Source organism: Pseudomonas entomophila, from assembly GCF_023277925.1.
Lineage (GTDB): Bacteria > Pseudomonadota > Gammaproteobacteria > Pseudomonadales > Pseudomonadaceae > Aquipseudomonas > Aquipseudomonas entomophila_D.
Genome location: NZ_CP063832.1, coordinates 4848560 through 4862103, shown reverse-complemented (window position 1 = coordinate 4862103; position 13544 = coordinate 4848560). Strand labels below are relative to the sequence as shown.

Here is a 13544-nt window from a genome sequence, read left to right as displayed (position 1 = left end):
TTCTGATCAACTAGACACAACAGAAAGTGGTGGAGCCAAGCGGGATCGAACCGCTGACCTCCTGCGTGCAAGGCAGGCGCTCTCCCAGCTGAGCTATGGCCCCGCATATTGGTAGGTCTGGGCAGATTTGAACTGCCGACCTCACCCTTATCAGGGGTGCGCTCTAACCAACTGAGCTACAGACCTATATAGGGTCTTGATCGTCTTTACATCTGAATCAAGCAATTCGTGTGGGAGCTCATCAGTAGGCTGATGTCGTCGATTAAGGAGGTGATCCAGCCGCAGGTTCCCCTACGGCTACCTTGTTACGACTTCACCCCAGTCATGAATCACACCGTGGTAACCGTCCCCCCGAAGGTTAGACTAGCTACTTCTGGTGCAACCCACTCCCATGGTGTGACGGGCGGTGTGTACAAGGCCCGGGAACGTATTCACCGCAACATTCTGATTTGCGATTACTAGCGATTCCGACTTCACGCAGTCGAGTTGCAGACTGCGATCCGGACTACGATCGGTTTTGTGAGATTAGCTCCACCTCGCGGCTTGGCAACCCTCTGTACCGACCATTGTAGCACGTGTGTAGCCCAGGCCGTAAGGGCCATGATGACTTGACGTCATCCCCACCTTCCTCCGGTTTGTCACCGGCAGTCTCCTTAGAGTGCCCACCATAACGTGCTGGTAACTAAGGACAAGGGTTGCGCTCGTTACGGGACTTAACCCAACATCTCACGACACGAGCTGACGACAGCCATGCAGCACCTGTGTCAGAGTTCCCGAAGGCACCAATCCATCTCTGGAAAGTTCTCTGCATGTCAAGGCCTGGTAAGGTTCTTCGCGTTGCTTCGAATTAAACCACATGCTCCACCGCTTGTGCGGGCCCCCGTCAATTCATTTGAGTTTTAACCTTGCGGCCGTACTCCCCAGGCGGTCAACTTAATGCGTTAGCTGCGCCACTAAAATCTCAAGGATTCCAACGGCTAGTTGACATCGTTTACGGCGTGGACTACCAGGGTATCTAATCCTGTTTGCTCCCCACGCTTTCGCACCTCAGTGTCAGTATCAGTCCAGGTGGTCGCCTTCGCCACTGGTGTTCCTTCCTATATCTACGCATTTCACCGCTACACAGGAAATTCCACCACCCTCTACCATACTCTAGCTCGCCAGTTTTGGATGCAGTTCCCAGGTTGAGCCCGGGGCTTTCACATCCAACTTAACGAACCACCTACGCGCGCTTTACGCCCAGTAATTCCGATTAACGCTTGCACCCTCTGTATTACCGCGGCTGCTGGCACAGAGTTAGCCGGTGCTTATTCTGTCGGTAACGTCAAAACAGCAAGGTATTAACTTACTGCCCTTCCTCCCAACTTAAAGTGCTTTACAATCCGAAGACCTTCTTCACACACGCGGCATGGCTGGATCAGGCTTTCGCCCATTGTCCAATATTCCCCACTGCTGCCTCCCGTAGGAGTCTGGACCGTGTCTCAGTTCCAGTGTGACTGATCATCCTCTCAGACCAGTTACGGATCGTCGCCTTGGTGAGCCATTACCCCACCAACTAGCTAATCCGACCTAGGCTCATCTGATAGCGCAAGGCCCGAAGGTCCCCTGCTTTCTCCCGTAGGACGTATGCGGTATTAGCGTTCCTTTCGAAACGTTGTCCCCCACTACCAGGCAGATTCCTAGGCATTACTCACCCGTCCGCCGCTGAATCAAGGAGCAAGCTCCCGTCATCCGCTCGACTTGCATGTGTTAGGCCTGCCGCCAGCGTTCAATCTGAGCCATGATCAAACTCTTCAGTTCAATACTGCTTGGGTTTTTAATAAACCCTAAACTTGGCTCAGCAATCTCAAATGACTATGTGATTTCTCGCATGGCCACTTGTGATGCTGATAATCTTGGTGACTATCAGTCCGTACTCACAAGCACCCACACGAATTGCTTGATTCAATTTGTTAAAGAGCGATTGGTTAAGCGCTTTTCAGCTCAACCGAGGCGCGCATTCTACGCTAGCCTCATTTCGTGTCAAGCGTTATTTTCGAAGTTTTTCGTTTAACTTCAAACACTTGACTCGCTGCGATCTCTCGTAGCGGGAGGCGAATCATACAGCGTTACAACCTGCTGTCAACCACCTTTTCACCGCTTTCGATGTGAAACCGAAGCCCTTCCAGCCACTTCAAATTCGCTTAACTCGTTGATTCTCAAGGAGTTCCGCGTTCCGTTGTCGCTGGAAGTGGGGCGCATTATAAGGGGATCTGAAACCCCGTCAACCTTTAATTTCAATATTTTCAAATAATTAGCGAAAAGGTCGTTCCGCGCCCTCCAGGGGCCCGCCATGAGCCTTGCTGCGCCCTGAAGATAGCGCCAGAGAAACCCAAGACAGGCACCTATCGGGGCCAAAACGGTCTCAAGACAAGCGCCTAGCGACCCCGACGCCCATGTAGAAGAAAGAGCCAACCCCAAAAACAAAACAGGGAGGCCTACTGACCTCCCCGCTTCCGCTCCCTCTATATAGAAAGAACCAAGCCTCACTGCGCCTTCAACGTAACTCGCGCAAAGGACTTCTTGCCCGCCTGGCACACATGAGTCGCACCAAGCACAAACATGAAGTCACGCTCGACCACCGCGCCATCAACCTTGACGGCACCACCACTCAATAAGTCCCGCGCCTGAGCCGAGTTTTTCACCAGCCCCGCACGGTTCAACACAGCCGCGATCGGCAAGTCTTCCGCCGCAGCGACTTCGATCTCCGGCAGATCTTCCGGCAACTCGCCATCTCTCATGCGGTTACCCGCCGCACGGTGAGCATTGGCAGCAGCTTCTTCACCATGGAAGCGAGCAACGATCTCTTCAGCCAGCTTGATCTTGATATCCCGCGGATTAGCGCCCTTCTCGACATCCGCACGGAATTGATCGATCTCTTCCATGGAACGGAAGCTCAGGAGCTCAAAGTAACGCCACATCAAAGTATCCGGGATCGACACAAGCTTGCTGTACATCACCCCAGGCGCTTCTTGGATACCAACATAATTGCCCAGTGACTTGGACATCTTCTTCACACCATCCAGCCCTTCGAGCAACGGCATGGTGACAATGTTCTGTGCTTCCTGCCCGTAGGCGCGCTGCAACTCACGCCCCATCAGCAGGTTAAACTTCTGATCGGTACCTCCCAGCTCCACATCGGCCCTCAGTGCCACGGAGTCATACCCCTGCACCAGCGGATAGAGAAACTCATGAATCGCGATCGGCTGATTGCTGGTGTAGCGCTTGTCGAAGTCATCGCGCTCGAGCATGCGTGCGACCGTGTACTGGGAAGCCAGGCGAATAAAGTCGGCAGGCGTGAGCTGATCCATCCAGGTGGAGTTGAACGCCACCTCGGTCTTCGCGGGATCAAGAATCTTGAACACCTGCTGCTTGTACGTCTCGGCGTTCTCCAGTACCTGCTCGCGGGTCAGCGGCGGGCGCGTGGCACTCTTCCCGCTCGGATCACCAATCATGCCGGTGAAGTCGCCGATCAGGAAAATGACCTGATGGCCAAGCTCCTGGAACTGGCGCAGCTTGTTGATCAGCACGGTGTGACCCAGGTGCAGGTCGGGCGCGGTTGGATCGAAGCCCGCCTTGATGCGCAGCGGTTGGCCGCGCTTGAGCTTCTCCACCAATTCCGACTCGACCAGTACCTCTTCCGCACCGCGCTTGATAAGCGCCAGCTGCTCTTCAACCGACTTCATAGACAGACCCGCAAGGCTCAGATTCAAGGGGAGCCAACCATACAAGATCGGCCATCAATTACAAGTTTCGCAATGAAATGTGACCCGAACGACGCGCGATGGCGTCTACGCGCCCTTGCGCGAGAACGGATTTGGTTATATTTTATACAGTTATTTCATCTTCATCATGTCATTCATCTTTTCCACTTCATTTTTTCAAAGTCACTTCACCTATGACCAACGAAACGCCTAAAGCGCCCCCGCTTTATCCGAAAAGCCATCTGTTGGCCGCCAGCGGCATTGCTGCCCTGCTCAGCCTGGCGCTGCTGGTCTTCCCTTCCAGCGAAGTCGAAGCCAAGAAAACCACCCTCAGCCTGGAGCTGGAAAGCCCGGCCGAGCAGCTGAAGGACGAGTCCCGGGCCGCGCCTCTGGTGCAGGCCGAGCAGAACACCGATTCCCCTTTTGCCCAGATCGAAAGTGACGAGGCGGATACCGCCCAGACCAAGACCGAACCCGCTCCTGTCGCCAAGCAGGAAGAGAAAGCTCCGGGCCATCGTGAAGTGGTCGTCTCCCGTGGCGATACGCTTTCCACCCTGTTCAACAAGGTCGGTCTACCCGCCAATGCAGTCCACGACATCCTCGCCAGTAACAAGCAGGCCAAGCAGTTCAGCCAACTCAAGCATGGCCAGGTGCTGCAGTTCGAACTGGACAAGGATGGCCAACTGACCAGCCTGCACAGCAAGGTCAGTAATCTTGAGACCATTCGCCTGACCCGCACCGACAAGGGCTTCACTTTTGACCGCGAGATCAGCAAACCGGTGGTACGCACCGCCTACGCGCATGGAGTGATCAAGAGTTCGCTGTCAGCCTCGGCGCAGCGTGCTGGCCTGTCCCACAGCATGACCATGGACATGGCCAAGATCCTTGGCTACGACATCGACTTCGCCCAGGACATTCGCCCAGGCGACGAATTCGACGTGGTCTACGAGCAGAAGATAATGGATGGCAAGGTGGTCGGCACCGGCAGCATCCTCTCCGCCCGCTTCACCAACCGCGGCAAGACCTACACCGCCGTGCGCTACACCAACAAGCAGGGCAACACCAACTACTACACCGCCGACGGCAATAGCCTGCGCAAGGCGTTCATCCGCACACCAGTGGACTTCGCCCGCATCAGCTCGCGCTTCTCCGCTGGCCGCAAGCACCCGATCCTGAACAAGATCCGCGCCCACAAGGGTGTGGATTACGCTGCCCCTCGCGGCACACCGATCAAAGCCGCTGGCGATGGCCGCATCGAACTGGCTGGCCGTCGCGGTGGCTACGGCAACACCGTGATCATTGCCCACGGCAACTCCTACAAGACCCTCTACGGTCATATGCAGGGCTTTGCCAAGGGCATCAAGACGGGCGGGAGCGTGAAACAGGGCCAGATCATCGGCTATATCGGCACCACCGGCCTGTCGACCGGCCCGCACCTGCACTACGAGTTCCAGGTCAATGGCGTGCACGTCGACCCGTTGAGCCAGAAGGTGCCGATGGCTGACCCGATCGCCAAGGCCGAGCGCGCGCGTTTCAACCAGCAGAGCCAACCCTTGATCGCCCGCATGGATCAGGAAAAGGCCACCCTGCTTGCCGCCAACAAGCGCTGACGGCATGGCGCTCTACCTGGGGGTAATGTCCGGGACCAGCCTCGATGGCCTGGACATTGCCCTGATCGAACAACACGAGCAGCCAAAGCTGCTCGCCACCCATTACATCCCCATGCCCGCCGATCTCCGCCAGGATTTGCTCGGCCTTTGCGCCAGCGGACCGGACGAGATTACGCGTGCAGCCCTGGCGGAGAATCGCTGGGCCAGCCTCGCCGCCCACGGCATCAACCACCTGCTGGCCACTCAAGGCCTGAAGCCTGACGCTATCCGCGCCATCGGCAGCCACGGGCAAACCATCCGCCATGAACCCGCTCGCGGTTTTACCGTGCAGATCGGTAACCCGGCATTGCTCGGCGAACTGACCGGCATCTGTGTGGTGGGTGATTTTCGCCGCCGTGACGTGGCTGCCGGCGGCCAGGGTGCGCCACTGGTACCCGCATTCCATGAGGCCTTGTTCGGGCATCTTGGCCAACGGGTGGCGATCTTGAATATAGGGGGCTTCAGCAATCTGAGCCTGATCGATCAGGACAAGCCGGTGCATGGCTTCGACTGCGGGCCTGGCAACGTACTGCTGGACGCCTGGATCGAACGCAAGCAGGGCCTGGCCTTTGATGCCAATGGCAACTGGGCAGCCGGTGGCGCAGTCCAGCCTGACCTGCTTGAAGCGCTGCTGAGTGATCCGTTCTTTGCCGGGAGCGGCCCGAAGAGTACTGGCCGCGAAGTGTTCAACCTGCCCTGGCTGGATACACATCTTGCGCGCTTGCCTGCGTACCGAGATGAAGATGTTCAGGCCACTCTGCTAGAGCTGACCGCCACCAGCATCATCGATTCGCTGCGCCAGGCCCAGGACGCTACCGAGTCGTTGCTGGTGTGTGGCGGGGGCGCACGCAATGGAACGCTGATGGCCCGCCTGGCAGCATTGATGCCCGCGGCGCAGGTTGCCAGCACTGCGGCGCATGGCGTGGACCCTGACTGGGTAGAAGCCATGGCCTTCGCCTGGCTAGCCCACTGCTGCCTGGAGGGCATCCCCGCCAACCGCCCCAGTGTGACCGCCGCCAAAGGCTTGCGCATCCTCGGCGCCATCTATCCGGCATAGCCACCATGCAGAATGCAAAACGCCGCGCTATTGCGCGGCGTTTTCTATTGCAGCACGGCAATCAGATCGAGAACGACGAACCACAACCACAGGTAGTGGTGGCATTCGGGTTCTTGATCACGAAGCGCGAACCTTCCAGGCCTTCCTGGTAATCCACTTCGGCACCCGCGAGGTATTGGAAACTCATCGGATCGACCACCAGCGCAACGCCTTCGCGCTCGACGATGGTGTCGTCCTCGGCCACATCCTCATCGAAGGTGAAGCCATACTGGAAACCCGAGCAACCACCGCCGGTCACGAATACCCGCAGCTTCAGACGGTCATTGCCCTCTTCGCTGACCAGAGTCTTCACCTTGTGCGCAGCCCCTGGGGTGAACTCCAAAGCCGTGGGGGTGAAGGATTCGACGCTCATGTTGATTCTCCCGGCGCAGTGCCGCCATAAAACTCGATGTCGCGCATTATCCGCTTCTCCGAGAAAATCGGTCAAGAATTGTGCGGCTTTAGTCGCGCCCATGAAAAAGGCCCGCGCAGGGCGGGCCTTGATGCACGGAGACTGCTTACGGCAACAGGCCAGCGTGGGACAGCCCCATGCGCTCATCCAGGCCGAACAGGATGTTCAGGTTCTGTACTGCCTGCCCGGAAGCGCCCTTGACCAGGTTGTCGATCACCGACAACACCACCACGAGATCTCCACCCTGCGGCCGATGCACGGCGATGCGGCAGACGTTGGCGCCGCGCACGCTACGGGTTTCCGGATGGCTGCCGGCCGGCATCACGTCGACGAACGGTTCGTTGGCATATCGCTTCTCGAAAAGCGCCTGCAGGTCCACGGAGGTGTCGGCGACCGCGGCGTACAGGGTGGCGTGAATGCCGCGGATCATCGGGGTCAGGTGCGGCACGAACGTCAGGCCGATGTCCTTGCCCGCAGCCAGGCGCAGGCCCTGGCTGATTTCCGGCAGGTGGCGATGGCCTTTGACTGCATAGGCCTTCATGCTTTCGCCCGCCTCGCAGAACAACGAACCCACCGCAGCGCCACGGCCGGCACCGCTCACACCCGACTTGCAATCGGCGATCAGGCGCAATGGGTCGGCCAGGCCAGCTTCCAGCAACGGCAGGAAGCCCAGTTGGGTGGCAGTCGGGTAACAGCCGGGCACAGCGATCAGGCGGGCCTGACGGATCTTCTCGCGGTTCACTTCGGGCAGACCATAGACCGCATCCTTGAGCAGTTCGGGCGCGCCGTGTGGCTGGCCGTACCACTTGCCCCATTCAGCGGCGTCCTGCAGGCGGAAGTCGGCGGAGAGGTCGATGACCTTGGTCCCCGCCGCCAGCAATTCACCGGCCAGGGCGTGGGCGACCCCGTGCGGGGTGGCGAAGAACACCACGTCGCAGGCGCCGAGGGTCTTGCTGTCAGGCACGCTGAAGGTCAGCCCGTCGTAATGGCCGCGCAGGTTCGGGTACATGTCAGCAACCGCGACGCCCGCCTCGGAACGCGAAGTGATCACCGCCACTTCGGCCTGTGGGTGCTGCGCCAGCAGACGAAGCAGTTCGACACCGGTGTAACCCGTGCCGCCAACGATACCGACCTTGATCATAACGCTTGCCCCTTATCAACGAACCGACTGGAAAGCGCACGATAATAGGGGCGTGAAAGGCCTGTAACAACTCTTGGGATGTCCCTTCGGGCGCTGGGACTCTACTATCTGACGACCGTGAAAACCTGAAGGAACTCCCCATGCTCTATCTATGGATCAAGGCGCTGCATATCGTCAGCGTGGTCTGCTGGTTCGCCGGCCTGTTCTACCTGCCACGCCTGTTCGTGTACCACGCCCAGAGCCAGGACGCCGTCAGCCTGGATCGCTTCGTCACCATGGAGCGCAAGCTGTACCGGGGCATCATGAACCCGGCGATGATCGCCACCTACGTGTTCGGCGGCTGGATGCTGTATCTGAACCCAGGCTGGCTGAGCCAGGGCTGGCTGCACGCCAAGCTGACCCTGGTGGCCCTGCTCACCGTCTACCATCACATGTGCGGCGCCCAGCGCAAGCGCTTCGCCACGGGCAGCAACACCCGCAGCCATATCTACTATCGCTGGTTCAACGAAGTGCCCGTCCTCATCTTGCTGGGTATCGTAATTCTCGTGGTGGTCAAACCGTTCTGACGGTAAACCACCGCCTACAGGAGTTTCGCCATGTCCCTGCCCGCTTCGCTCGAACAACGCCTGCGCTTGCCGCTGGTGGCCGCACCGATGTTCCTGATTTCCAACCCGCAGTTGGTGCTGGCATGCTGCGCGAATGGCGTAGTGGGCAGCTTTCCCGCGCTCAACCAGCGTGACAGTGCGGGTTTCAAGGACTGGCTGGAACAGATCGAGGCTGGGCTGGCGCAATTGCAGGCAACAGCGCCCTATGCGGTGAACTTGATCGTGCACCAGAGCAACCCGCGCCTGCAGGCCGACCTAATACTGTGCGTCGAGCATCGCGTGCCGATCGTCATCACCAGCCTGGGGGCGGTGAAAGAAGTAGTGGATGCAGTGCACAGCTATGGTGGCCTGGTGTTTCACGACGTCACCACCCGCCGTCATGCCGAAAAAGCCGCCGAAGCAGGCGTCGATGGGTTGATTGCCGTCGCCGCAGGCGCGGGCGGCCATGCCGGGACCTGGAGCCCCTTCGCTCTGGTTGCGGAAATCCGACAGTTCTTCGATAAGACCGTCCTGCTGGCCGGCTGCCTCAACCACGGCAATCAATTGCTTGCCGCCCAACTGCTGGGAGCCGACCTGGGTTACATGGGCACACGCTTTATCGCCACCCGAGAGAGCCAGGCCCAGGAAACTTACAAACAGATGATTCTGGACGCAGGCGCGGCTGACATCGTGCATACCCCGGCAGTCTCCGGCATCCCGGCCAGTTTCCTGCGCGAGAGCCTGGAGCAGGCCGGGTACGATCTCGGCACCCTGAAGAGCAACCATGAAACAGGCAAGCTCAAGCCACTGGATGACGAGGCAAAGGCGTGGAAGACCGTCTGGTCCGCCGGCCAGGGCGTTGGCGATATCCACGACCTGCCTGGTGTCGCCGAGCTGATCGAGCGTCTGCGCGACGAATACCAGGCCGCCCTTGATCGTAGCCAGCAGCTACGCGGCAACGCCTTGTAGCAAATCAGCCAGGCTGTACACTAGGCGCCCCTCACGCCCCAGGAGCCTTGCATGACCCGTTACGCCATGATCACTGGAGCCTCCAGCGGCCTGGGCCTTGCCCTGGCGGAGGCACTGGCGCGGCGCGGGCGCAACCTGATCCTGGTGGCACGCCAGCGCGAGACGCTGGAACCGGTAGCCATCGAGCTCACCCAACGATTCGGGGTCGAGGTGCTGTTCCGTGCCTGCGATCTCAGCCAGCCCTTGCGCCTGTCGGGCTTCGTGCTCGAACTGGAGGAAGGCGAGCGGCGTATCGACTTGCTGGTCAACTGCGCCGGACAGCGTACCTATGGGCCGTTTCTTGCCCATGAATGGGCCGACGAGCAGGACCTGCTCGAGGTCAACATCCTCGCCCTGAGTCGGCTGTGCCACGCCATCGGCAACTTGATGGCTATCCAGGGTGGTGGACAGATTCTCAATGTCGCGGGACTCGCCGGTGTCGCTCCCGGCCCCTGGATGGCTGCCTATGCCGCCAGCAAAGCCTATGTAATGAGCTTTTCCGAAGCGTTGCGTGAAGAGCTCCGGCGTACCGGAATCAAGGTTTCAGTGCTGTGCCCGGGGCCGATACGCTCACCCCGGCGCAGGATACCTAGGCTTGATGGTCGCACTCGCTGCCCCAGCCCCGAGGAAATTGCCCTGTACACCGTCCGTGCCCTGGACAAGAACCGCGCACTGATAATGCCAGGCCGACGCAACCGCTGGCTGGCCTTCGCCCCGCGCCTGCTACCACGCTGGCTGACGCGTAAACTGGCAGGGGTGATCCATCGACGCTACTGCCCGGTCGGCATGGAATAACCCCTGGGCGAGCGGCATCGGGCTCAGTACACTCGGCCCGGACACTCACCATGGAGCAAGTACTGTGGACGATCTATTCCTCAAAATCATCAACCGGGAAATCCCGGCGGATATCATCTACGAAGATGACCAGATTCTGGCCTTCAAGGATATCGCCCCCGCGGCGCCAGTACATTTCCTGGTCATACCGAAGAAACACATCCGCACCCTCAACGACCTGACCGAAGAGGACAAGGCCCTGGCCGGCCACATCCTGTTCACCGCCCAGCGCCTGGCCGTCGAGCAGGGCTGCGAGGAAGGTTTCCGGGTGGTCATGAACTGCAACCCGAAAGGCGGCCAGACCGTCTACCACATCCATATGCATGTGCTCGGTCAGCGCCAGATGCACTGGCCACCGGGCTGATCCAAGGCAAGCTCGGTTCAACCGATTGCGGTAAACTGTCGGGCACACTCTTGCGGAGGTGCCCGATGGCTACCGAACGTCACTATTCGCCGCTCGACCGCTTGTTGCTGCAGGCCGATACCGCCATGCGCACCTTGCTGCCCTTCAGCGGTCAACCTGCTCGTCCGTCCCCGGCGATCATCCAGCCGGACGCTGAACTCGACGAGCAGCAGACCCGCCACATCGCCGGCCTGATGCGCATCAACCACACCGGTGAAGTCTGCGCCCAGGCGCTCTATCAGGGCCAGGCCCTGACTGCCAAGCTACCCCAGGTGCGCAAGGCCATGGAGCATGCGGCCGAAGAAGAAATCGACCACCTGGCCTGGTGCGAGCAGCGTATTCGCCAGCTCGACAGCCACCCCAGCGTGCTCAATCCATTGTTCTATGGCATGTCCTTCGGCATCGGTGCCCTCGCCGGCCTGGTCAGCGACAAGGTCAGCCTGGGTTTCGTCGCGGCTACCGAGCATCAGGTGTGCAAGCACCTGGACGAGCACCTAGAGCAGATCCCCGTGAACGACGGCAAGTCCCGCGCGATCCTCGAGCAGATGCGCATCGACGAGGAGCATCATGCCGAATCCGCACTGGAAGCCGGCGGCTATCGTTTCCCGGCACCGGTCCGCTTCGGCATGAGCCTGCTGGCCAAGGTCATGACCAAGAGCACCTATCGCATCTGAGGTAACCCGGATGGAACGCTTCGACGCCAGGGACCTGGCACGCGCCGTGAGCGCCGGGATACTGCAACCCGGCCAAGACCGGGCATTACTGGACTTCCTGCGCCAGCAGCCACAAACCTCCGGCAGCTTCCAGCTGGCTCACGTGGCGTTCTACTTCGGCGCATTACTGATCATGGGCGCCATGGGCTGGTTGCTCACGGAAGCCTGGATGCGCATCGGCGATTCTGCGCTGCTGGCCATCGCGCTGCTCTACATTGCCGCGATCACCCTGTTCGCCCTGTCACTGCAACGCCGAGGCCAACCCATCGCCGCAGGGGTGCTGGCGGCGGTGGCGGTCAGCATCGTGCCGTTGGCGGTGTTCGCCATCGAGCGATTGCTCGGTTGGTGGCCAATGGATGATGCCCAGGGCGACTATCACCAGTACTACACCTATGTACAGGGCGGTTGGCTGGTCATGGAGGCGGCAACCGTGCTCGCCGGCCTGCTGATGCTGCGCCTGGTGCCCTTCCCTTTCATTGTCATGCCGATTGCCGTGGCGTTGTGGTTCATGTCGATGGACCTCACCGAATGGTTTTACGGCGATGTCTTCGACTGGGAGCAACGCCGCACCGTTTCGCTATGGTTCGGCCTTGGCATGCTGCTGGTGTTTCTCGTGGTGGATGGGCGCACCGAGCGCGATTACGCCTTCTGGGGATACCTCGCTGGGCTAGCGGCATTCTGGGGCGGGCTGACGCTGATGGACAGCGGTAGCGAATGGGGCAAGTTCGTGTACTGCCTGATCAACCTGGGCCTGATGGGCCTGGCCGTGCTTTTGCGCAGGCCGGTGTTCATGGTGTTCGGAGCCATGGGGGTGGCGGCTTACCTTGGGTACCTTTCCTACGAAGTATTCGCCGACTCCCTGCTGTTCCCTGTAGTACTGACCCTGATCGGCCTCGCAGTTATCGGGCTGGGCGTGCTCTACCAGAAGCAGCGGGAAGCATTAAGCGCACACCTACGAGCAAAAGTGCCTGCCCGCCTTTTGCAACTGCTCCCAGCGTTGCGCCGTTGAGCGTTCGAATGTTCGTCGCCCGCCTGTTGCAAGGCCTGGGACTGATTCTGGTTGCCTATCTCTTCGTTTGCCTGATGACAGCAAGCCTCAGGCAAACCGGGTTCAGCCTGGAGCTGCCTTATCTCGTCGAGCCCAAAAGCAACAGCGCGCTCGAACTGCTGCTCTTCACCGCCCCGGTGCAGCTGATGTTCCTTCTGCTCGGCTGCTTTATCCACAGCCGTCGAACACTTATCGGCATTTTTGTGCTGCTTGCGATCATCGTCGCGCAGTTGCAGTGCTTGAACTTTGCCGAAAGCTACGGCAGTACCTGGAGCGCCCTGGAACTGCTCATGCTGTTGGGCGTGAACACGCATTGGTTGCTGCTCGCCCTCATCCCGGGGCTCGCGCTACTGCTTGGCGTTGAGCGACTGCGCAAGCAGAGCACCTGAGCGCCAGGCGCTCCCGCACGTCAGGCGAGTTCGACGATTTCGTAACCGTGGGTAATCTCGACGCCCGCGCGGTCCAGCATGATCGAGGCCGAGCAGTACTTCTCGGCCGACAGCTCCACCGCACGCTTGACCTGCGCCTCCTTCAACCCGCGGCCCTTGACCACGAAGTTGAGATGGATCTTGGTGAACACTTTGGGGTCTTCACTGGCACGTTCGGCCTCCAGGAAGGCTTCGCAGCTTTCCACGGCCTGGCGCGACTTCTTCAGGATGCTGACCACGTCGAAGCTGCTGCAGCCACCGAGACCCAACAGCAGCATCTCCATGGGGCGTACGCCCAAGTTACGGCCACCGGCTTCGGGTGGGCCGTCCATCACGACGACATGACCGCTCCCCGACTCGCCGAGGAACATCGCTTCACCGGCCCACTGGATGCGTGCCTTCATCTATCCGGACTCCCGATTTCGTAAAAGGGTGTCAGCTTAGTCCTTGTGGCGCTGTCGGAAAAGCTCAAGACACGTCGCTTT

At 59.8% G+C, this 13544-nt stretch carries 13 protein-coding genes, 2 tRNA genes and 1 rRNA gene; 9 read left to right on the top strand and 7 right to left on the bottom strand.

The window, feature by feature from the left end; translation table 11 throughout:
* Positions 1-27 precede the first annotated feature (27 nt).
* The 4 genes from IM733_RS21575 to tyrS form a co-directional block, all read right to left on the bottom strand.
* A tRNA-Ala gene (locus IM733_RS21575) sits at positions 28-103 on the bottom strand.
* 6 nt (positions 104-109) lie between these two features.
* Positions 110-186: transfer RNA gene (locus tag IM733_RS21570), tRNA-Ile, on the bottom strand.
* A 77-nt stretch (positions 187-263) separates the two neighbouring features.
* A 16S ribosomal RNA gene (locus IM733_RS21565) occupies positions 264-1800 on the bottom strand.
* A 725-nt stretch (positions 1801-2525) separates the two neighbouring features.
* Positions 2526-3725, bottom strand: a complete 1200-nt coding sequence (tyrS, locus tag IM733_RS21560; protein WP_248921219.1) for a tyrosine--tRNA ligase — start codon at positions 3723-3725, stop codon at positions 2526-2528.
* Between the two features lie 212 nt (positions 3726-3937).
* Between tyrS and IM733_RS21555 the strand changes: the two genes are divergently transcribed.
* The gene (locus IM733_RS21555) at positions 3938-5353 is read left to right on the top strand and encodes a peptidoglycan DD-metalloendopeptidase family protein (RefSeq protein ID WP_248918415.1); all 1416 of its coding nucleotides are present in this window, start codon (positions 3938-3940) and stop codon (positions 5351-5353) included.
* Positions 5354-5357: 4 nt separating this feature from the next.
* Positions 5358-6449, top strand: coding sequence for an anhydro-N-acetylmuramic acid kinase (locus tag IM733_RS21550; RefSeq protein WP_248918414.1), 1092 nt, complete (start codon positions 5358-5360; stop codon positions 6447-6449).
* A 61-nt stretch (positions 6450-6510) separates the two neighbouring features.
* Here IM733_RS21550 and erpA read toward each other — a convergent pair whose 3' ends face one another.
* A complete protein-coding gene (erpA, locus tag IM733_RS21545; protein ID WP_011531872.1) occupies positions 6511-6861 on the bottom strand; it encodes an iron-sulfur cluster insertion protein ErpA in 351 nt (116 codons plus the stop codon).
* Between the two features lie 145 nt (positions 6862-7006).
* Positions 7007-8041 carry an N-acetyl-gamma-glutamyl-phosphate reductase gene (argC, locus tag IM733_RS21540; protein ID WP_248918413.1) on the bottom strand — a complete coding sequence of 345 codons (1035 nt, stop codon included), beginning with the start codon at positions 8039-8041 and terminating at the stop codon, positions 7007-7009.
* 140 nt (positions 8042-8181) lie between these two features.
* On the opposite strand from argC, the gene hemJ reads away from it, so the two are divergent.
* The 7 genes from hemJ (at position 8182) to IM733_RS21505 (ending at position 13020) form a co-directional block, all read left to right on the top strand.
* The gene (gene hemJ / locus IM733_RS21535; protein ID WP_248918412.1) at positions 8182-8607 is read left to right on the top strand and encodes a protoporphyrinogen oxidase HemJ; all 426 of its coding nucleotides are present in this window, start codon (positions 8182-8184) and stop codon (positions 8605-8607) included.
* A 30-nt stretch (positions 8608-8637) separates the two neighbouring features.
* A complete protein-coding gene (locus IM733_RS21530) occupies positions 8638-9594 on the top strand; it encodes an NAD(P)H-dependent flavin oxidoreductase (RefSeq protein ID WP_248918411.1) in 957 nt (318 codons plus the stop codon).
* Positions 9595-9645: 51 nt separating this feature from the next.
* Positions 9646-10428 carry an SDR family NAD(P)-dependent oxidoreductase gene (locus IM733_RS21525; RefSeq protein ID WP_248918410.1) on the top strand — a complete coding sequence of 261 codons (783 nt, stop codon included), beginning with the start codon at positions 9646-9648 and terminating at the stop codon, positions 10426-10428.
* A 64-nt stretch (positions 10429-10492) separates the two neighbouring features.
* Positions 10493-10831 carry a histidine triad nucleotide-binding protein gene (locus IM733_RS21520; RefSeq protein WP_011531867.1) on the top strand — a complete coding sequence of 113 codons (339 nt, stop codon included), beginning with the start codon at positions 10493-10495 and terminating at the stop codon, positions 10829-10831.
* Between the two features lie 65 nt (positions 10832-10896).
* The gene (gene coq7 / locus IM733_RS21515) at positions 10897-11544 is read left to right on the top strand and encodes a 2-polyprenyl-3-methyl-6-methoxy-1,4-benzoquinone monooxygenase (RefSeq protein WP_248918409.1); all 648 of its coding nucleotides are present in this window, start codon (positions 10897-10899) and stop codon (positions 11542-11544) included.
* 10 nt (positions 11545-11554) lie between these two features.
* On the top strand, positions 11555-12592 hold the full coding sequence (locus IM733_RS21510; RefSeq protein ID WP_248918408.1) for a DUF2157 domain-containing protein: 1038 nt from the start codon (positions 11555-11557) through the stop codon (positions 12590-12592).
* An 8-nt stretch (positions 12593-12600) separates the two neighbouring features.
* On the top strand, positions 12601-13020 hold the full coding sequence (locus tag IM733_RS21505; RefSeq protein ID WP_248918407.1) for a hypothetical protein: 420 nt from the start codon (positions 12601-12603) through the stop codon (positions 13018-13020).
* A gap of 20 nt (positions 13021-13040) precedes the next feature.
* Here the strand turns inward: IM733_RS21505 and IM733_RS21500 are convergent, their stop codons facing one another.
* Positions 13041-13463, bottom strand: coding sequence for an OsmC family protein (locus tag IM733_RS21500; RefSeq protein WP_213659316.1), 423 nt, complete (start codon positions 13461-13463; stop codon positions 13041-13043).
* Positions 13464-13544 lie beyond the last annotated feature (81 nt).

Coding starts and splice junctions, on each gene's coding strand:
- tyrS (WP_248921219.1), bottom strand. CDS start 3,725: ATGAAGTCGGTTGAAGAGCAGCTGGCGCTTATCAAGCGCGGTGCGGAA.
- IM733_RS21555 (WP_248918415.1), top strand. CDS start 3,938: ATGACCAACGAAACGCCTAAAGCGCCCCCGCTTTATCCGAAAAGCCAT.
- IM733_RS21550 (WP_248918414.1), top strand. CDS start 5,358: ATGGCGCTCTACCTGGGGGTAATGTCCGGGACCAGCCTCGATGGCCTG.
- erpA (WP_011531872.1), bottom strand. CDS start 6,861: ATGAGCGTCGAATCCTTCACCCCCACGGCTTTGGAGTTCACCCCAGGG.
- argC (WP_248918413.1), bottom strand. CDS start 8,041: ATGATCAAGGTCGGTATCGTTGGCGGCACGGGTTACACCGGTGTCGAA.
- hemJ (WP_248918412.1), top strand. CDS start 8,182: ATGCTCTATCTATGGATCAAGGCGCTGCATATCGTCAGCGTGGTCTGC.
- IM733_RS21530 (WP_248918411.1), top strand. CDS start 8,638: ATGTCCCTGCCCGCTTCGCTCGAACAACGCCTGCGCTTGCCGCTGGTG.
- IM733_RS21525 (WP_248918410.1), top strand. CDS start 9,646: ATGACCCGTTACGCCATGATCACTGGAGCCTCCAGCGGCCTGGGCCTT.
- coq7 (WP_248918409.1), top strand. CDS start 10,897: ATGGCTACCGAACGTCACTATTCGCCGCTCGACCGCTTGTTGCTGCAG.
- IM733_RS21510 (WP_248918408.1), top strand. CDS start 11,555: ATGGAACGCTTCGACGCCAGGGACCTGGCACGCGCCGTGAGCGCCGGG.
- IM733_RS21505 (WP_248918407.1), top strand. CDS start 12,601: ATGTTCGTCGCCCGCCTGTTGCAAGGCCTGGGACTGATTCTGGTTGCC.
- IM733_RS21500 (WP_213659316.1), bottom strand. CDS start 13,463: ATGAAGGCACGCATCCAGTGGGCCGGTGAAGCGATGTTCCTCGGCGAG.